The following is an 18,354-nucleotide window of genomic DNA, read 5'->3' on the forward strand; positions in this document are numbered from 1 at the left end:
AATTCCTGCATGACTTCTGTCGCGGTCGCCGGTGCCAGCGGATACGCCGGCGGGGAGATCCTCCGCCTGCTCCTCGGGCATCCCGCCTATGCGGACGGCCGGCTGACCATCGGCGCGTTGACCGCCGCGGGCAGCGCGGGCAGCCAACTCGGTGAACACCACCCGCATCTGCTGCCGCTGGCCGACCGTGTGCTCGAGGCGACCGACGCCGAAACCCTCGCCGGCCACGACGTCGTCTTCCTCGGTCTGCCGCACGGACACTCCGCGGCGCTGGCCGAACAGCTCGGCGAGGACACGCTGATCATCGACTGCGGCGCTGACTTCCGGCTCACCGATCCCGCCGCCTGGGAACGGTTCTACGGCTCCGCCCACGCGGGCAGCTGGCCCTACGGTCTGCCCGAACTGCCCGGCGCCCGCGAACGACTCAGCGGAACCAAGCGGATCGCGGTCCCGGGGTGCTATCCCACCGCCGCGCTGCTGGCGCTGCTGCCCGCCGTCGCCGAGGGCCTCGTCGAACCGGCGGTGACGGTCGTCGCGGTCAGCGGCACCTCGGGCGCGGGCCGGGCCGCCAAACCCGACCTGCTCGGGGCGGAGGTGATCGGTTCGGCGCGGGCCTACAACGTCGGCGGCAAGCACCGGCACACCCCCGAGATCGCGCAGGGCCTGCGGTCCGTCACCGACTCAGACGTCACCGTGTCGTTCACCCCGGTGCTGATCCCGACCTCGCGCGGCATCCTCGCGACCTGCACCGCGCGCAGCACCGCCACGCTGTCGCAGCTGCGCGCCGCCTACGAAAAAGCTTACGGTGCAGAGCCGTTCGTGCACCTGCTGCCCGAGGGGCAGCTGCCCAAGACGGGTGCGGTGATCGGCAGCAACGCCGCACAGATCGCGATCGCGCTCGACGAGGACGCCCAGACGTTCGTCGCGATCGCCGCGATCGACAACTTGACCAAGGGGACCGGTGGTGCCGCAGTGCAGTCGATGAACCTCGCGTTGGGCTGGCCGGAGACCGAGGGACTCTCGGTGGTGGGGGTCGCGCCGTGACCGCACCGCTGATCCGCACCCAGGGCGTCACCGCCCCCGCCGGCTTCCGGGCCGCCGGAATCGCCGCGGGGATCAAGGCTTCCGGTGCGCTCGACCTCGCGCTCGTCCTCAACGAGGGCCCCGACCACACCGCCGCGGGCGTGTTCACCCGTAACCAGGTGCAGGCCGCGCCGGTGCTGTGGAGCAGGCAGGTGCTGACCACCGGACACCTGCGCGCGGTCATCCTCAACTCCGGCGGCGCCAACGCGTGCACCGGTCCGCTGGGCTTCCAGGACGCCCACGCCACCGCCGAGGCGGTCGCCGGCGCACTGTCGGACTGGGGGTCGGAGACCGGGGCCATCGAGGTCGCGGTCTGCTCGACCGGTCTGATCGGCGACCGGCTGCCGATCGACAAGGTGCTCGCCGGGGTCACCGAGGTGGTCCACGAGATGGCCGGCGGATTGTCCGGGGGCGAGGAGGCCGCCCGCGCCATCATGACCACCGACACCGTGCCGAAACAGGTTGCGCTGCATCACCCGAACAACTGGACCGTCGGCGGCATGATCAAGGGTGCCGGCATGATGGCGCCGTCGCTGGCCACCATGCTGTGCGTGCTGACCACCGACGCGGTCGCGTCCTCCGAAGCTCTCGACACCGCACTGCGGCGGGCCGCGAAGCGCACGTTCGACCGCCTCGACATCGACGGCAGCTGTTCGACCAACGACACCGTGCTGCTGCTGGCCTCGGGCGCCAGCGAGATCACCCCGACCCAGGACGAACTCGACGAGGCCGTGCTGCGGGTGTGCGACGACCTGTGCGCCCAGTTGCAGGCCGACGCCGAAGGCGTCACCAAGCGGGTGTCGATCACCGTCACCGGCGCGCCCACCGAGGACGACGCGCTGACCGCGGCCCGGGTGATCGCCCGCGACAGCCTGGTCAAGACCGCGCTGTTCGGCTCCGACCCGAACTGGGGCCGGGTGCTGGCCGCCGTCGGCATGGTGCCGTTCACCATCGACCCCGGCCGGATCACCGTGTCGTTCAACGGTTCTCCCACCTACGCCGACGGTGCGGGGACACCGGGGGCGCGCGAGGTCGACCTCAGCGGCGCCGACATCGACGTCACCGTCGACCTCGCGCTGGGCGCGGGGGAGGCCACGGTACGCACCACCGACCTGTCGCACGCCTACGTCGAAGAGAACTCGGCCTACAGCTCATGAGCGCGGGCACCGAGGACAAGACCACCGAGACCAAGGCGCAGGTGCTCGCCGCCGCGCTGCCCTGGCTCAAACAGCTGCACGGCAAGATCGTCGTCGTCAAATACGGCGGCAACGCGATGACCGACGACACCCTCAAGGCCGCATTCGCCGCCGACATGGTGTTCCTGCGGAACTGCGGGGTGCACCCCGTCGTCGTGCACGGCGGTGGCCCGCAGATCAGCGCGATGCTCAAACGGCTCGGCATTCCCGGCGACTTCCGCGGCGGATTCCGGGTGACCACCCCCGAGGTACTCGACGTCGCACGCATGGTGCTGTTCGGTCAGGTGGGCCGCGAACTCGTCGGGCTGATCAACGCCCACGGCCCCTACGCCGTCGGGATCACCGGCGAGGACGCGCAGCTGTTCACCGCGGTGCGCCGCGACGTGCTGGTCGACGGGGTGGCCACTGACATCGGCCTGGTCGGCGACGTCGAATCCGTCAGCACCGCAGCGGTTCTCGACCTGATCGCCGCGGGCCGCATCCCGGTCGTGTCGACCATCGCCCCCGACGTCCACGGCGTCGTGCACAACATCAACGCCGACACCGCGGCGGCCGCGCTGGCCGCGGCGCTGGGCGCCGAGAAACTGCTGATGCTCACCGACATCGAGGGCCTCTACACCGACTGGCCGGACCGCAACTCGTTGGTCAGCCAGATCGACACCGCAGCACTGGCCGAACTCCTCCCGAAGCTCGAGACCGGGATGGTCCCGAAGATCGAGGCGTGCCTGCGCGCCGTCAACGAGGGGGTGCCCAGCGCCCACGTGATCGACGGCCGCGTCGAACACTGCGTGCTGGTGGAACTGTTCACCGACGAGGGCACCGGCACGAAGGTGATCAGCGCATGAGCCTGCAGGACCGCTGGCAAGCGGTGATGATGAACAACTACGGCACCCCGGCGCTGGCGCTGGCCGAAGGGGACGGCGCGGTCGTCACCGACACCGACGGCAAGACCTACGTCGACCTGCTGGGCGGTATCGCGGTCAACGTGCTCGGCCACCGGCATCCCGCCGTGATCGAGGCCGTGACCCGGCAGCTCAACACCCTGGGCCACACGTCCAACCTGTACGCCACCGAACCCGGTGTCGCACTGGCCGAAGCGCTCGTCGGGCACCTCGGCGCGGACGCGCGGGTGTTCTTCTGCAACTCGGGCACCGAGGCCAACGAGGTCGCGTTCAAGATCACCCGGCTCACCGGGCGGACGAAGATCGTCGCCGCACAAGGCGCCTTCCACGGCCGCACGATGGGGTCGCTGGCCCTGACCGGTCAGCCGTCGAAGCAGGCGCCGTTCGCACCTCTGCCCGGCGACGTCGTCCACGTCCCGTACGGCGACACCGGCGAACTCGATCGCGCCGTCGACGACCAGACCGCCGCGGTGTTCCTCGAACCGATCATGGGGGAGGGCGGCGTGGTCGTCCCGCCCGCGGGTTACCTGGCCGCCGCCCGCGAGATCACCACCCGCCACGGCGCGCTGCTCGTCGTCGACGAGGTGCAGACCGGCGTCGGACGCACCGGCGTGTTCTACGCCCACCAGCACGACGGCATCACCCCCGATGTGGTGACCCTGGCCAAGGGGCTCGGCGGCGGGCTGCCGATCGGCGCGTGCCTGGCCGTGGGCGCCGCGGGCGACCTGCTCACCCCGGGCCTGCACGGCAGCACCTTCGGCGGCAACCCCGTATGCACCGCGGCCGCACTGGCCGTGCTGCGGACACTGGCCGACGAGGATCTGGTGAACCGCGCCGGCGTCCTGGGCAAGACCCTGCACCACGGCATCGAGGAGCTGCACCACCCGCTGGTCGACCACGTCCGCGGGCGGGGCCTGCTGATCGGCATCGCGTTGCGCGCCGCGGCGGCCAAGGCGGCCGAGGCCGCGGCCCGCGACGCCGGTTTCCTGATCAATGCGGCCGCGCCGGACGTGATCCGGCTGGCCCCGCCGCTGGTGGTCACCGAGGAGCAGATCGACGGCTTCCTCGGGGCGCTCCCACGGATCCTCGATACCGCCGCGGAGGTGGCGAACCCATGAGACATTTCCTGCGTGACGACGACCTGACCCCGGCCGAGCAGGCCGAGGTGCTGGCCCTGGCCGCCGAACTCAAGAAGGATCCGCTGCTGCACCGCCCGCTGGCCGGGCCCCGCGGCGTCGCGGTGATCTTCGACAAGAACTCCACCCGCACCCGGTTCTCCTTCGAGGTGGGCATCGCCCAGCTCGGCGGCCACGCCGTGGTGGTGGACGGCCGCAGCACCCAGCTCGGCCGCGAGGAGACCCTCGAGGACACCGGTGCGGTCCTGTCCCGCTACGTCGATGCCATCGTCTGGCGGACCTTCGCCCAGGAGCGGCTGACCGCGATGGCCGCGGGCGCGACGGTGCCGGTGATCAACGCGCTGTCCGACGAGTTCCACCCGTGCCAGGTGCTCGCCGACCTGCAGACGCTGATCGAACGCCGGGGGGCGCTGCCCGGGCTGCGGATGACTTACTTCGGCGACGGCGCCAACAACATGGCGCACTCGCTGATGCTCGGCGGCGCCACCGCCGGGATGCACGTGACCATCGCCGCCCCGCACGGCTTCGAACCGCACCCGATGTTCGTCGCCGCGGCGCAGGTACGCGCGCAGGAGACCGGCGGGTCGGTCACCGTCACCGCCGATGCGCACCAGGGCGCCGACGGCGCCGACGTGCTCGTCACCGACACGTGGACGTCGATGGGTCAGGAGAACGACGGCCTCGACCGGGTTCGGCCGTTCCGGCCGTTCCAGGTCAACACCGCACTGCTCGACCGCGCGGACTCCGAAGCAGTTGTGCTGCACTGCCTTCCGGCGCACCGCGGACACGAGATCACCGACGAGGTGATCGACGGGCCGCACAGTGCGGTGTTCGACGAGGCCGAGAACCGGCTGCACGCGCAGAAGGCGCTGCTCGTGTGGTTGTTGGAGCGGTCCGGCGTATGACCTCGGCGGCGACCCGGGCAGGGCGGCAGGCGCGCATCGTGGCGATCCTGTCGTCCCATTCGGTGCGCAGTCAGAGCGAACTCGCCGCCAAACTCGCCGACGAGGGGATCGAGGTCACCCAGGCCACGCTCTCGCGGGACCTCGAAGAGCTCGGCGCGGTGAAACTGCGCGGCGCCGACGGCGGTGTCGGCGTCTACGTCGTCCCCGAGGACGGCAGCCCCGTGCGGGGTGTCTCGGGGGGCACCGAGCGGCTGACCCGGCTGCTCGGCGACCTGCTGGTGTCCTCGGACGCCAGCGGCAACCTCGCCGTACTGCGCACACCGCCCGGTGCGGCACACTATCTCGCCAGCGCGCTCGACCGGGCCGCGCTGCCGTACGTCGTCGGCACCATCGCCGGCGACGACACCATCATGGTGGTGGCCCGCGAGCCCATGACGGGCGTCGAGCTGGCTGCCACCCTCGAGAACCTGAAGTAAGAGGAGATTGGTCATGTCCGAACGCGTCATCCTGGCGTACTCCGGCGGTCTGGACACTTCGGTGGCGATCAGCTGGATCGGCAAGGAGACCGGGCGCGAGGTGGTGGCGGTGGCCATCGACCTCGGTCAGGGCGGTGAGGACATGGACGTCGTCCGTCAGCGCGCCCTCGACTGCGGCGCCGTCGAAGCGGTCGTCGTCGACGCGCGCGACGAATTCGCCGAGAACTACTGCCTGCCCGCCGTCCAGTCCAACGCGCTCTACATGGACCGCTACCCGCTGGTGTCGGCGCTGAGCCGGCCGCTGATCGTCAAGCACCTCGTCGACGCCGCGCGCGAACACGGCGGCGGCATCGTCGCCCACGGCTGCACCGGCAAGGGCAACGACCAGGTCCGCTTCGAGGTCGGATTCGCCTCGCTGGCACCCGATCTCGAGGTGCTCGCCCCGGTCCGCGACTACGCGTGGACCCGGGAGAAGGCCATCGCGTTCGCCGAGGAGAACGCGATCCCGATCAACGTCACCAAGCGTTCGCCGTTCTCGATCGACCAGAACGTGTGGGGCCGCGCGGTGGAGACCGGATTCCTCGAGCACCTGTGGAACGCGCCGACCAAGGACGTGTACGACTACACCGAGGATCCGACGCTGAACTGGAGCACCCCCGACGAGGTCGTCGTCGGCTTCGACAAGGGTGTGCCGGTGTCGATCGACGGGCGCCCGGTCACGGTGCTGCAGGCCATCGAGGAGCTCAACCGCCGGGCCGGGGCCCAGGGGGTCGGACGCCTCGACGTGGTCGAGGACCGGTTGGTCGGCATCAAGAGCCGCGAGATCTACGAGGCGCCCGGCGCGATGGTGCTGATCACCGCGCACACCGAACTCGAACACGTCACCCTCGAGCGTGAGCTCGGCCGGTTCAAGCGCGGGACCGACCGCAAGTGGGGCGAGCTGGTCTACGACGGCCTGTGGTTCTCTCCGCTGAAGCGGTCGCTGGAGGCGTTCGTCGCCGACACCCAGCAGCACGTCACCGGCGAGATCCGGATGGTGCTGCACGGCGGGCACATCGCCGTCAACGGCCGGCGCAGCGCGGAGTCGCTGTACGACTTCAACCTGGCCACCTACGACGAGGGCGACACCTTCGACCAGTCGTCGGCCAAGGGCTTCGTGCACGTGCACGGGCTGTCGTCGAGCATCTCCGCCCGCCGCGACCTCGGCATCAAGTGAGCGGCGCGTGAGCACCAACGAGGGATCCCTGTGGGGCGGCCGGTTCGCCGACGGACCCGCCGACGCGTTGGCGGCGCTGAGCAAGTCGACGCACTTCGACTGGGTGCTCGCGCCGTATGACATCGCCGCGTCGAAAGCCCATGCCCGCGTGCTGTTCCGGGCCGGTCTGCTCACCGAGGAGCAGCGCGACGGGCTGCTCGCCGGGCTCGACAGCCTCGCCGCCGACCTGGCCGACGGCAGTTTCGGCCCGCTGGTCACCGACGAGGACGTGCACGGTGCGCTCGAACGCGGGCTGATCGACCGGGTCGGCCCCGAGCTCGGGGGCCGGTTGCGCGCCGGACGGTCCCGCAACGATCAGGTCGCGACGCTGTTCCGGGCCTGGCTGCGCGACGCGGTCCGCCGCGTCGCGGCCGGGGTGCTCGACGTGGTGGGCGCGCTGGCCACCCAGGCCGCCGCCCACCCGACCGCGATCATGCCCGGTAAGACACACCTGCAGTCCGCGCAGCCGGTGCTGCTGGCCCACCACCTGCTCGCCCACGCGCATCCGCTGCTGCGCGACGTCGACCGGCTCGCCGACTTCGACAAGCGGGCCGCGGTGTCGCCGTACGGGGCCGGTGCGCTGGCCGGGTCGTCGCTCGGGCTCGACCCCGACGCGATCGCCGAGGAACTCGGCTTCGACGCCGCCGCCGACAACTCGATCGACGCCACGGCCGCACGTGACTTCGCCGCCGAGGCGTCGTTCGTGCTGGCGATGATCGGCGTCGACCTGTCCCGGCTCGCCGAGGACATCATCCTCTGGAGCACAACGGAATTCGGTTACGTAGAACTGCACGACGCCTGGTCGACGGGTAGCTCGATCATGCCGCAGAAGAAGAACCCCGACATCGCCGAACTGGCGCGCGGGAAATCGGGTCGGCTGATCGGCAACCTGACCGGTCTGCTGGCCACGCTCAAGGCGCAGCCGCTGGCCTACAACCGCGATCTGCAGGAGGACAAGGAGCCGGTCTTCGACTCGGTGGCACAGCTGGAGCTGCTGCTGCCCGCCGTCGCCGGGCTGGTGTCCACCCTGCGTTTCGACGTCGATCGGATGGCCGAACTGGCGCCGCTGGGCTACACCCTTGCCACCGACGTCGCGGAATGGCTGGTACGGCGCGGGGTTCCGTTCCGGGTGGCGCACGAGGCCGCGGGCGCAGCGGTGCGCGCCGCCGAGGCGCGCGGAGTGGGCCTCGAAGACCTCGAGGACGCCGAGCTGACCGGCATCCATCCGGAACTGACCGGCGAGGTGCGCGAGGTGCTGACCATCGAGGGTTCGGTCAACTCCCGCGACGCCCGCGGCGGCACCGCACCGGTGCAGGTGGCCAAGCAGCTGGGCGTCGTCCGCGACACCGCCGACCGGTTGCGGTTGCGGCTGCGTGGCTGATCAGCCGGGATTGGTGTAGACGCGCTGCGGCGCGACGAGCACCGCGGTGCGCCGCTCCTCGGCCATCACCCGGTCGTAGGTGTCCCAGTCGTCGTGGGTGCCGCCCGCGGCGGTGAACACGTCGCGCAACAGCTTCCGCAGATCGACCTCGGGGTGGGGGTCGTCGGGTCCGATCAACTCCGCGCGGCCCTCGACGGTCGCCCACTGCCAGCCGGCGCGAGCGGCGATCGTGGCCCGCGGATCGGCGCGCAGATTGCGCAGTTTGAGCGAGCCGCCGACCGCGACGAGCCCGACCACCGGCGTCGCGGTGACCGGATGCGCGAGCACGCCGGCGTTGACGACCGTGGACTGGATGCTGCCGTCGCGGCGCAGTGTGCTGACCACACACAGCCCGTGGTCGCGCGCGAGCAGCCCGGTGAACGCGGTGAGGTCGGCCATGGGTCGACGCTACCCCCGGCCCGTCAGCTAACCGATCTGCTCGGTCAGTTCGAACCAGCGGCTCTCGGCCTCGGCGACCTCGTCCTCCAGAGCTCGAATCGCGGCCACCTTGGTGGCCAGCCCCTCGAAGTCGGATTGGTCGTGATCGGCGAGCGCCGTACGGTCGCGGTCGATCTGGGCCTGGAGTTTCTCCAACCGGCGCTCCAGGGCGGCGACTTCCTTCTGCGCCGCCCGCAACTCGGCTCCGGACAGTTCCGTCGACTCCTCCGCAGGAGCGGCGGGTGCGGGCCCGGTCTCGGCGGCGTGCGCCGCGCGCAACCGCAGGTACTCGTCCACGCCCGCGGGTAGGTGCCGGAGACGGCCGCCGAGAATGCCGTACTGCTGGTCGGTGACCCGTTCCAGGAAGTACCGGTCGTGACTGACCACGATGAGGGTGCCCGGCCACGAATCCAGCAGATCCTCCATGGCGGCCAGCATGTCGGTGTCGAGGTCGTTGGTCGGCTCGTCAAGGATCAGCACGTTGGGCTGTGACAGGAGGATGAGCAGCAGCTGCAGGCGACGCTGCTGACCGCCGGAGAGGTCCTTGACCGGAGTCGACAACTGGGCGCTGGAGAATCCGAGCCGTTCCAGCAGTTGACCCGGGGTGAGTTCCTGAGCCTTGGACCCGGCGCCGAATGTGTATGTGGTGCGCAGGCTTTCGAGGACGATACGGACGGGATCGTCGAGGTGCGGCTGGAGTTCGTCGAGGGTCTGGGTCAGCGTCGCGATCTTGACGGTCTTACCGCGTTTGACCTGGCCCGCGGTCGGCTCCACCGAGCCGTCGATGAGACCCAGCAGTGTCGACTTACCTGCCCCGTTGACGCCGAGGATGCCGGTGCGTTCACCGGGGGCGAGCCGCCACTCGACGCTGTGGAGCACCTCGTGGTCGCCGTAGGACACCGACACGTCGAGCAGGTCGACCACCTGCTTGCCGAGCCGGGACACGGCCAGCGACTGCAGCGCCACCTTGTCGCGGATCTCGGGGACGTCGGCGATCAGCGTGTTCGCCGCCTCGATCCGGAACTTGGGCTTCGACGTCCGGGCCGGGGCGCCACGGCGCAGCCACGCCAACTCCTTGCGGGCCAGATTCTGGCGGCGCGCCTCGATCGTGGCGGCCTGGCGGTCGCGTTCCACCCGCTGCAGCACATACGCCGCGTATCCGCCGTCGAACGGTTCGACGATCCGGTCGTGCACCTCCCACGTCGTGGTGCACACCTCGTCGAGGAACCAGCGGTCGTGCGTCACCACCAGCAGTCCGCCGGCCGACGGCGACCAGCGTCGCTTCAGATGTTCGGCCAGCCAGGTGATGGCCTCGACATCGAGGTGGTTGGTCGGCTCGTCGAGAGCCAGCACGTCGTGGTCGCCGGCCAGCAGCGCGGCCAGCGCCACCCGGCGGCGCTGCCCGCCAGACAGTGTGCCCAGCACCGCGTCCCACGCCAGATCGCCGAGTAGGCCTGCGATCACGTCACGACCGCGCGGATCCCCGGCCCACTCGTGTTCGGGCATGTCACCGACCACCGCATGCCCGACGGTGTCCGCGTCGTCGAGGGTGTCGGCCTGATCGAGCACCCCGATCCGCACCCCGCCGCGCACCGTCACCCGGCCCGAGTCGGGGCCGCGCCGGCCCGCCAGCATGGCCAGCAGGCTGGACTTGCCGTCACCGTTGCGGCCCACGATGCCGATCCGGTCTCCCTCGTTCACGCCCAGCGAGACCCCGTCGAACACGACTTTGGTCGGGTATTCCAGATGGAGGGCTTCGGCCCCGAGAAGATGCGCCATGTCCCCTCAAGGCTATGCGGGTGTGGTGCCCGGCATTCACGGCGGCCGACCAGCAACGCTGTGCCATGATGACGAGGCATTCCGGCAGGGCAGCGGGGGGCCGGCCCGCGACGTCGAGGTGGAGGGCGGCAACTGTGGTGGACCTCTCAGCGATCACCGGTCCGGTAGGACGGCTGGTGGCGACCGCGCAGAACGGACTCGAGGTCCTGCGCTATGGGGGGTTGGAGACCGGCGCCGTGCCGTCCCCGTTCCAGATCGTGCAGAGCGTGCCGATGTACAAGCTGCGCCGGTATTTCCCGCCGGACGTGCGTCCCGGCGCCACGCCGCCCGGTCCGCCGGTGCTGATGGTGCACCCGATGATGATGTCGGCCGACATGTGGGACGTCACCCGCGACGACGGGGCCGTCGGCATCCTGCACCGCGCGGGCCTGGACCCCTGGGTGATCGACTTCGGCTCACCGGACAAGGTCGAGGGCGGGATGCAGCGCAACCTCGCCGACCACGTGGTGGCGCTGTCGCAGGCGATCGACACCGTCAAACAGGTCGCCGGGCACGACGTGCACCTCGCCGGCTACTCCCAGGGCGGCATGTTCTGCTACCAGACCGCCGCCTACCGGCAGTCCCGCGATCTGGCCAGCATCGTGGCGTTCGGCGCCCCCGTCGACACGCTGGCCGCCCTGCCGCTGAACCTGCCCGCCGGGTTGGCCGCCAACGCCGCCGACTTCATGGCCGACCACGTCTTCAGCCGCATCGACATCCCGGGCTGGTTGGCGCGCACCGGGTTTCAGATGCTCGACCCGATCAAGACCGCCCAGGCGCGCGTCGAGTTCCTGCTCCAGCTGCACGACCGCGAAGCGCTGCTGCCGCGCGAACAGCAGCGGCGGTTCCTGGCCTCCGAAGGGTGGATCGCCTGGTCCGGTCCGGCGATCTCCGAACTGCTCAAACAGTTCATCGCCCACAACCGCATGATGACCGGCGGTTTCGCCATCCACGGGCAGCTGGTCACGCTGTCGGACATCACCTGCCCGGTGCTGGCGGTCGTGGGTGAGGTCGACGACATCGGACAGCCGCCGTCGGTGCGCGGTATCAAACGGGCCGCCCCGCAGGCCGACGTCTACGAATACCTCATCCGCGCAGGCCATTTCGGCTTGGTCGTCGGGTCGAAGGCCTCGCAGCAGACGTGGCCGACGGTCGCGAACTTCGTGAAGTGGCTCGAAGGTGCGGGTGATATGCCCGCCGACGTCGAACCCATGGCGCTGCAATCCGAGGAGCACCTCGAAAGCGGTGTCTCGCTTACGTCCCGTGTGGCCCACGGCGCGACGGCCGCCACCGAGATGGCGTTCGACGTCGCCCGCTCGGCCGCCGGAGCCCTGCTGTCGGCGAACAAGTCGGCGCGCACGCTGGCCGTGGAGACCGCGCGGACCCTGCCCCGGTTGGCGCGGCTGGGCCAGATCAACGACCACACCCGGATCTCCCTCGGCCGCATCCTCTCCGAACAGGCCCGGGGCGCCCCACGAGGGGAGTTCCTGCTCTACGACGGCCGCGTCCACACCTACGAGGCCGTCGACCGCCGCATCAACAACGTGGTGCGCGGGCTGATCGACGTCGGGGTGCGGCAGGGCACCCGCGTCGGGGTGCTGATGGAGACCCGCCCCAGCGCGCTCGTGGCGATCGCCGCGCTGTCACGGCTGGGCGCGGTCGCGGTCCTGATGCCCCCGGACGTCGACCTGGCCGAGGCCGCGCGGCTCGGCGCGGTGTCGGAGATCATCGCCGACCCCACGCATCTGGAGGCGGCGCGCGCGCTGCCGATGCGCACGCTGGTGCTCGGCGGCGGCGACGTCCGCGATCTGCACGTGCCCGACGACGCCGACGTCATCGACATGGAGCAGATCGACCCCGACCAGGTGGCGCTGCCGGGCTGGTACCGCCCCAACCCGGGTCTGGCCCGCGACCTGGCGTTCATCGCCTTCAGCTCGGTCGGCGGGGACCTCGTGGCCCGGCAGATCACCAACTACCGGTGGGCCTTGTCGGCATTCGGCACGGCGTCGGCGGCGAACCTCAGCCGCAGCGACACCGTCTACTGCCTGACCCCGCTGCACCACCAGTCCGGGCTGCTGGTCAGCCTCGGCGGCGCGGTGGTCGGCGGGACGCGGATCGCCCTGTCCAAAGGGCTGCGGTCGGACCGGTTCGTGCAGGAGATCCGCCAGTACGGCGTCTCGGTGGTGTCCTACACGTGGGCGATGCTGCGCGAGGTCATCGACGACCCGTCGTTCCGGTTGTCCGGTGGCCATCCGGTGCGGCTGTTCATCGGCTCCGGCATGCCGACCGGCCTGTGGCAGCGGGTGGTCGACATCTTCGCCCCCGCCCACGTCGTCGAGTTTTTCGCGACGACCGACGGTCAGGCCGTCCTCGCCAACGTCTCCGGCGCCAAGATCGGCAGCAAGGGCCGAGCCCTGCCGGGCGGCGGTCAGGTGGACCTGGCGGCCTACGACCCCGTCGACGACCTGATCCTCGAGGAGGACGACGGTTTCGTCCGCCGCGCCGCCGAGAACGAGGTGGGCGTGTTGCTGGCCCGCCCGAGGGGACCGGTGGATCCGACGGCGTCGATCAAGCGCGGCGTCTTCGCCCCGGCCGACACCTGGGTCTCCTCGGAGTACCTGTTCCGCCGCGACGAGGAAGGGGACTACTGGCTGGTCGACAACCGCAGCGCGGTCATCCACAGCCCCCGCGGTCCGGTGTACGCGACCCCGATCAGCGACGCGGTCGGCCGCATCGGCGCCGTCGACGTCGCGGTCACCTACGGGGTGGAGGCCGGCGGCCGACTGCTCGCGGTCACGGCCCTGGCACTGTGTCCGGGCGGCAGCATCACCACCGCCGAACTGTCCGAGGCGTTGTCCGACCTTCCCGTGGGCAACCCGCCCGATCTCGTCCACGTGGTGCCCGACATCGAGTTGAGCGCGTCCTACCGTCCGTTGGTCAGCCCGCTGCGCGCCGCCGGGGTGCCCCGGCCGTCGCGGCGTAACTCTTGGTACCTCGATCCCGATACGAATATGTACAAACGGCTGACCGTGGCCGTGCGTGCCGAACTGACCGGAGGGCAGGACCGTGACGTCGTATCGGACCCGCAGTTGGAGCCCCGCGCCCAGCAGTGACGCCGCGCCACGCCGCGGTTGCACTGATAGGCTCCCGCTGGCGTCGCTTGGACTGGAGGATTGATGAATTCGCAGAGCCGGAAAAACCGCTCGGGGTGGCGTCGTGCCGTGACCAGCACGCTCGCCGGCGGGGCATTGACCGCGGCCATGCTGGTGACCGCACCGGCCTCGCAGGCCGACGTGCTCGACCAGATCGGCGCTAAGTACATGCAGGGCGCCAGCGGCGGTCAGATCTCGGTGTTCGTCCAGCAGTCGCTGAACCTGCGCAACCAGGGCTTCCGGCCTTCGGCGGAGAATCTCGCTGCGCTGCAAGAGGGTTGGGATTTCCTGCCCAACCAGAGCAAGCTGGTCTCCGCGCTCCAGTCGACGGTGGCCTACCAGCGCAAGGTGCAGATGCAGAGCCAGCTCTCCGGCGGCGGCGGTCCCGCGGTCAAGGCACCGGCGTGGACACCGCCGGGTGACAGCAACCCGTTCCTGGATCCGTCCTGGGACATCAACCCTTACGACTAACCCCTACGACTGACCGGAGCGTCGTGCTCGACGAGAAGTTGCGGGCGATCCTCGTCTGCCCCCAGGACCGTGGCCCGTTGCTGCTCGTCGGTGACGAAATGCTGTACAACCCGCGGCTGCGGCAGGGCTACCGCATCGACGACGGCATCCCCGTCCTCCTGGTCGACGAGGCCGTCCCCGTCACCGACGACGCCGAACACCAGCGGCTGCTCGACCGCGCGGAGTCCTGAGCCGGTCACGGCGTCCTGCGCCGTAGGGTCGCCGCGGCCAGGCACAGGGCGGCGACGGCGAACGCCACCACGATCGCGATGTCCCGCACCGCGGTGCCGGTCAACTCGGGGTGCGCGCCGACCTCACGCAGCGCCTCGAGGGCGTAGCTGGCCGGCATGGCGTTGCTGATCCACCGCAGCCACACCGGCAGGTCCGCGCGCGGCACGATGATCCCGCACAGCAACAGCTGTGGTGCGATCACCAGCGGCATGAACTGCACCGCCTGGAACTCGGTGCGCGCGAACGCACTACAGAGCAAGCCGAGTCCCACGCCGAGCACGGCATTGACGATCGCGATCGCGAACACCAGCAGTGGACTGCCCGCGGTCTGAAAACCCAACAGCCAGAACGACACCAGACACGCGAGGGTGGCCTGCGCCGCCGCGGCGATCGAGAACGCGGTGCCGTACGCGGCGAGGAGGTCGACGCGGCGCAGCGGAGTGGTCAGGATGCGTTCGAGCGTCCCGGACACCCGCTCGCGCTGCATGGTGATCGAGGTGATGAGGAACATCACCACCAGCGGGAAGACACCCAGCATGATCAGGCAGGCGTTGTTGAACTGCGGCGAGGCGCCCGGCGAATGCGGTGTGTCGGCGAACATGAAGTAGAGCAGCGTGATGATCAGGCTCGGGACGAGCAGGATCATCGCGGCGCTGCGGTGGTCGGAGCGCAGCTGCCGAAGGATCCGGCCAGTGGTGGCGACGTATGCCTGCAGCGCGTGCGGGCGCCGGGCGGTCAGCTCGCCTCGCTGCGCCGGATGACCGACAGGAACGCTTCCTCGAGCGAACTGCATGAGGTGTCCTTTCGTAGTCGATCCGGGGTGGAATGGGCGAGCACGCGGCCTTCGCGCATGAGCAGCAGCTCGGCGCAGTGATCGGCCTCGTCCATCACGTGGCTCGACACCAGCAGCGTGGTCCCACCGCGGGCCAGTTGGGTGAACCGGGCCCACAGATCGACCCGCAGCACGGGGTCGAGGCCGACCGTGGGTTCGTCGAGGACGAGCAGCTCCGGTGCGGCGACCAGCGCGCAGGCCAGGGACGCCCGGGTGCGCTGACCGCCGGAGAGGTTGCCCGCGTACGCCGTGCGGTGATCGCCGAGACCGACGACGTCGACGGCCTCGTCGGCGGCGTGCCCGTCGGCACCGTAGAGCGCGGCGAAGTACCGGACGTTGTCGATGACCCGCAGGTCGTCGTAGATGGTGGCGTCCTGGGTGACGTATCCGACGCGATGGCGCAGGTCGGCCGATCCGGCGGGGCGGCCCAGCACGGTGACGGTGCCCGCCGCCACGATCTGGGTCCCCACGATCGACCGCATCAGCGTCGTCTTGCCACATCCGGACGGTCCGAGGATGCCGGTGATGGTGCCGCGGGCGATCCGGACCGAGACATCGTCGACGGCGATTCTCCCGCCGCGGATCACCCTCAGGTGGTCGATGTCGACCACCGTCGCAACGCGTGATTCACCGGGCGGTGAATTCCTCACAGGACGAACGTTTCTCCCCGGTGCGGCCGGTGTCAACGGGCCGGGCAGAATCGTCGCGGTGAGTGTCGAGCTGCTGGAGGCCGATCCCCTCACGGCGGCCCGACGACTCCTGGGAGCGGTGCTGACCTGCCGTGGCGTCAGCGCGACGATCGTCGAGGTCGAGGCGTACGGCGGTCCGGAGGACGGACCGTGGCCGGATGCCGCCGCGCATTCCTATCGCGGCCCCAGCCTGCGCAATCAGGTGATGTTCGGCCCGGCGGGCCGGCTCTACACCTACCGCAGCCATGGCATCCACGTGTGCGCGAACGTGGTGTGCGCCCACGACGGCGTCGCCGCCGCGGTGTTGCTGCGGGCGGCCGCCGTGGAGGCCGGTCACGACCTGGCGCAGCAGCGCCGCGGCGACACGGTGCGCCAGTCGGCGTTCGCGCGGGGTCCGGGCAATCTGTGCTCCGCGCTCGGAATCACCATGGCGGACAACGGGATCGACGTGTTCGCCGTCGACAGTCCGGTGCACATCCGCCTGGGGGAGGAGCAGCCGTACGTCGCCGGGCCACGGGTCGGGGTGAGCAAGGCGGCCGACCGGCCGTGGCGGTTGTGGCTGGCGGACCGCCCGGAGGTGTCGGCCTACCGGCGCAGCCCGCGCGCTCCCGCACCGGGCGGCAGCGACTGAATTCGGGCGGTACGGAAAGATCGAGGCATGAGCAGCATCCTCGACGAGCTGGACTGGCGTGGGCTGATCGCGCAATCGACCGACCGGGACGCACTGGCGGCCGAACTGGCCACGGGCCCGATGACGCTGTATTCCGGCTTCGACCCGACCGCGCCGAGCCTGCACGCCGGACACCTGGTCCCGCTGCTGACCCTGCGCCGTTTCCAGCAGGCCGGACACCGGCCGATCGTGCTGGCCGGCGGCGCGACCGGGATGATCGGCGACCCCCGCGACACCGGTGAACGCACCATGCAGACCGCGGACACGGTCGCCGACTGGTCCGACCGGATCCGCGGTCAACTCGAGCGGTTCGTCGAATTCGACGCCTCGCCCACCGGCGCGATCGTCGAGAACAACCTGTCCTGGACCGGTGGGCTGTCGGCGATCGAGTTCCTGCGTGACGTGGGCAAGTACTTCTCGGTGAATGTGATGCTCGACCGGGATACGGTGCGGCGCCGGCTCGAAGGTGAGGGGATCTCCTACACCGAGTTCAGCTACATGCTGTTGCAGGCCAACGACTACGTCCAGCTGCGCCGACGGCACGGGTGCGCGCTGCAGATCGGCGGATCCGATCAGTGGGGCAACATCGTGGCCGGCGTCCGGTTGGTGCGGCAGAAGCTCGGCGACACCGTCCATGCGCTGACGACGCCGCTGGTCACAGACTCCGAGGGTCGCAAGTTCGGCAAGTCGACCGGGGGCGGCAACCTGTGGCTCGACCCGGAGATGACCACGCCGTATGCCTGGTACCAGTACTTCATCAACACCGCCGACGCCGACGTCGTCAACTACCTGCGGTGGTTCACATTCCTCGACGCCGGCGAGTTGGCCGAGCTCGACGAGGCGACCCGCGACCGCCCGCACCAGCGATCCGCGCAACGCCGGCTCGCCCGTGAGCTGACCACACTGGTGCACGGCGAACAGGCGACCCGGTCGGTCGAACATGCCAGCCAGGCGTTGTTCGGCCGGGGTGAGCTCACCGATCTCGACGAACCCACACTCGCGGCCGCGCTGCGGGAGGCGTCGGTGGCGGAGCTCACGCCGGACGGGCCGGATCTGATCACCGACCTGCTGGTGGCGACGGGATTGTCGGCGAGCAAGGGCGCAGCACGGCGGACCATCGCCGAAGGCGGGGTCTCGGTGAACAACGTGAAGATCGACAGCGACGAGTGGACGCCGCAGGTCACGGACTTCCTGCACGGCAGGTGGCTGGTGCTGCGGCGCGGCAAGCGGAATATCGCCGGTGTGCAGCGCGTTGGATGATTCGGCGATGGAGAAGTGGCACGGCCGTACGACTGTGCTTCTGCGGAAATCGGCGAAAAACCTGCTTTGACCAGGGGATTTGACTCCGAGTTTCCACTGACGTAACTTATTCCACGTCGCCGCGACACGGCCTCCGGGCCGGGGAGCGCGGCAGACTCCCAGAGGGACACTCACTCCGGTGGGTTCCTGACCGTCCGCACTACGATGAAGCGGCTTTTGGCCGCGGCATCGCTGCGCGGGTCGGGCGGGTGTGTTGTTTGAGAACTCAATAGTGTGTTTGGTGGTTTTTGTTTGTTGTTTTTTGTTTTTGCCGCGCCTCTTTTTCCCGTTTAGGGGTGTGGTTTTTTTGATGCCAGTTTTTGGTGTCTTGTTTTGAGGTCA

At 70.0% G+C, this 18,354-nt stretch carries 17 protein-coding genes; 13 read left to right on the plus strand and 4 right to left on the minus strand.

Features of this window, described 5'->3' with window-relative positions:
- The first annotated feature begins 9 nt into the window (after positions 1-9).
- From argC to argH, 8 genes are read left to right on the plus strand one after another with little or no spacing between them, the layout of a single operon-like run.
- Positions 10-1,044 carry an N-acetyl-gamma-glutamyl-phosphate reductase gene (argC, locus tag AU194_RS01770; RefSeq protein WP_082698428.1) on the plus strand — a complete coding sequence of 345 codons (1,035 nt, stop codon included), beginning with the start codon at positions 10-12 and terminating at the stop codon, positions 1,042-1,044.
- Entirely contained in the window at positions 999-2,240 is a 1,242-nt protein-coding gene (gene argJ, locus AU194_RS01775) for a bifunctional glutamate N-acetyltransferase/amino-acid acetyltransferase ArgJ (RefSeq protein WP_369804013.1), read from the plus strand. Before argC ends, argJ begins: the two co-directional genes overlap by 46 nt.
- Positions 2,237-3,124, plus strand: coding sequence for an acetylglutamate kinase (argB, locus tag AU194_RS01780; protein WP_059087475.1), 888 nt, complete (start codon positions 2,237-2,239; stop codon positions 3,122-3,124). Before argJ ends, argB begins: the two co-directional genes overlap by 4 nt.
- On the plus strand, positions 3,121-4,299 hold the full coding sequence (locus tag AU194_RS01785; protein WP_059087476.1) for an acetylornithine transaminase: 1,179 nt from the start codon (positions 3,121-3,123) through the stop codon (positions 4,297-4,299). Before argB ends, AU194_RS01785 begins: the two co-directional genes overlap by 4 nt.
- Complete coding sequence (argF, locus tag AU194_RS01790) at positions 4,296-5,222, plus strand: ornithine carbamoyltransferase (protein WP_059087477.1); 927 nt, start codon at positions 4,296-4,298, stop codon at positions 5,220-5,222. Before AU194_RS01785 ends, argF begins: the two co-directional genes overlap by 4 nt.
- Positions 5,219-5,698: an arginine repressor gene (locus AU194_RS01795; RefSeq protein ID WP_059087478.1), complete on the plus strand. Its 480-nt coding sequence runs from the start codon at positions 5,219-5,221 to the stop codon at positions 5,696-5,698. The genes argF and AU194_RS01795 overlap by 4 nt, the downstream gene beginning before the upstream one ends.
- A 13-nt stretch (positions 5,699-5,711) precedes the next feature.
- Positions 5,712-6,914, plus strand: a complete 1,203-nt coding sequence (locus AU194_RS01800; protein ID WP_059087479.1) for an argininosuccinate synthase — start codon at positions 5,712-5,714, stop codon at positions 6,912-6,914.
- 7 nt (positions 6,915-6,921) lie between these two features.
- Positions 6,922-8,334 carry an argininosuccinate lyase gene (gene argH / locus AU194_RS01805; protein ID WP_059087480.1) on the plus strand — a complete coding sequence of 471 codons (1,413 nt, stop codon included), beginning with the start codon at positions 6,922-6,924 and terminating at the stop codon, positions 8,332-8,334.
- Here the strand turns inward: argH and AU194_RS01810 are convergent, their stop codons facing one another.
- Together AU194_RS01810 and AU194_RS01815 are read right to left on the minus strand one after the other, a co-directional pair.
- Positions 8,335-8,772, minus strand: coding sequence for a TIGR03618 family F420-dependent PPOX class oxidoreductase (locus AU194_RS01810; RefSeq protein WP_059087481.1), 438 nt, complete (start codon positions 8,770-8,772; stop codon positions 8,335-8,337).
- Positions 8,773-8,799: 27 nt separating this feature from the next.
- Positions 8,800-10,590 carry an ABC-F family ATP-binding cassette domain-containing protein gene (locus tag AU194_RS01815; protein WP_059087482.1) on the minus strand — a complete coding sequence of 597 codons (1,791 nt, stop codon included), beginning with the start codon at positions 10,588-10,590 and terminating at the stop codon, positions 8,800-8,802.
- 137 nt (positions 10,591-10,727) lie between these two features.
- Between AU194_RS01815 and AU194_RS01820 the strand changes: the two genes are divergently transcribed.
- The 3 genes from AU194_RS01820 to AU194_RS01830 all read left to right on the plus strand — a co-directional run bounded on the left by AU194_RS01820 (position 10,728) and on the right by AU194_RS01830 (position 14,482).
- Entirely contained in the window at positions 10,728-13,742 is a 3,015-nt protein-coding gene (locus tag AU194_RS01820; protein ID WP_059087483.1) for an acyl-CoA synthetase, read from the plus strand.
- 108 nt (positions 13,743-13,850) lie between these two features.
- Positions 13,851-14,252, plus strand: a complete 402-nt coding sequence (locus AU194_RS01825) for a hypothetical protein (RefSeq protein ID WP_231743110.1) — start codon at positions 13,851-13,853, stop codon at positions 14,250-14,252.
- A 23-nt stretch (positions 14,253-14,275) separates the two neighbouring features.
- Positions 14,276-14,482, plus strand: coding sequence for a Trm112 family protein (locus tag AU194_RS01830; RefSeq protein ID WP_059087484.1), 207 nt, complete (start codon positions 14,276-14,278; stop codon positions 14,480-14,482).
- Between the two features lie 5 nt (positions 14,483-14,487).
- Here the strand turns inward: AU194_RS01830 and AU194_RS01835 are convergent, their stop codons facing one another.
- Both AU194_RS01835 and AU194_RS01840 read right to left on the minus strand, forming a co-directional pair.
- Positions 14,488-15,237 carry an ABC transporter permease gene (locus tag AU194_RS01835; RefSeq protein WP_231743120.1) on the minus strand — a complete coding sequence of 250 codons (750 nt, stop codon included), beginning with the start codon at positions 15,235-15,237 and terminating at the stop codon, positions 14,488-14,490.
- Positions 15,238-15,257: 20 nt separating this feature from the next.
- Complete coding sequence (locus tag AU194_RS01840) at positions 15,258-15,965, minus strand: ABC transporter ATP-binding protein (protein WP_231743111.1); 708 nt, start codon at positions 15,963-15,965, stop codon at positions 15,258-15,260.
- A 97-nt stretch (positions 15,966-16,062) separates the two neighbouring features.
- On the opposite strand from AU194_RS01840, the gene AU194_RS01845 reads away from it, so the two are divergent.
- Together AU194_RS01845 and tyrS are read left to right on the plus strand one after the other, a co-directional pair.
- Entirely contained in the window at positions 16,063-16,674 is a 612-nt protein-coding gene (locus AU194_RS01845) for a DNA-3-methyladenine glycosylase (protein ID WP_059087487.1), read from the plus strand.
- Between the two features lie 27 nt (positions 16,675-16,701).
- The gene (tyrS, locus tag AU194_RS01850; protein WP_059087488.1) at positions 16,702-17,973 is read left to right on the plus strand and encodes a tyrosine--tRNA ligase; all 1,272 of its coding nucleotides are present in this window, start codon (positions 16,702-16,704) and stop codon (positions 17,971-17,973) included.
- The last annotated feature ends 381 nt before the right edge of the window (positions 17,974-18,354 follow it).

It is taken from the genome of Mycobacterium sp. GA-2829 (genome assembly GCF_001499965.1).
In the GTDB taxonomy this organism is placed as follows: domain Bacteria; phylum Actinomycetota; class Actinomycetes; order Mycobacteriales; family Mycobacteriaceae; genus Mycobacterium.

What these genes read in the sequence shown, in the direction of transcription:
- argC (WP_082698428.1), top strand. Translation starts at nt 10, where the DNA reads ATGACTTCTGTCGCGGTCGCCGGTGCCAGCGGATACGCCGGCGGGGAG.
- argB (WP_059087475.1), top strand. Translation starts at nt 2,237, where the DNA reads ATGAGCGCGGGCACCGAGGACAAGACCACCGAGACCAAGGCGCAGGTG.
- AU194_RS01785 (WP_059087476.1), top strand. Translation starts at nt 3,121, where the DNA reads ATGAGCCTGCAGGACCGCTGGCAAGCGGTGATGATGAACAACTACGGC.
- argF (WP_059087477.1), top strand. Translation starts at nt 4,296, where the DNA reads ATGAGACATTTCCTGCGTGACGACGACCTGACCCCGGCCGAGCAGGCC.
- AU194_RS01795 (WP_059087478.1), top strand. Translation starts at nt 5,219, where the DNA reads ATGACCTCGGCGGCGACCCGGGCAGGGCGGCAGGCGCGCATCGTGGCG.
- AU194_RS01800 (WP_059087479.1), top strand. Translation starts at nt 5,712, where the DNA reads ATGTCCGAACGCGTCATCCTGGCGTACTCCGGCGGTCTGGACACTTCG.
- AU194_RS01810 (WP_059087481.1), bottom strand. Translation starts at nt 8,772, where the DNA reads ATGGCCGACCTCACCGCGTTCACCGGGCTGCTCGCGCGCGACCACGGG.
- AU194_RS01815 (WP_059087482.1), bottom strand. Translation starts at nt 10,590, where the DNA reads ATGGCGCATCTTCTCGGGGCCGAAGCCCTCCATCTGGAATACCCGACC.
- tyrS (WP_059087488.1), top strand. Translation starts at nt 16,702, where the DNA reads ATGAGCAGCATCCTCGACGAGCTGGACTGGCGTGGGCTGATCGCGCAA.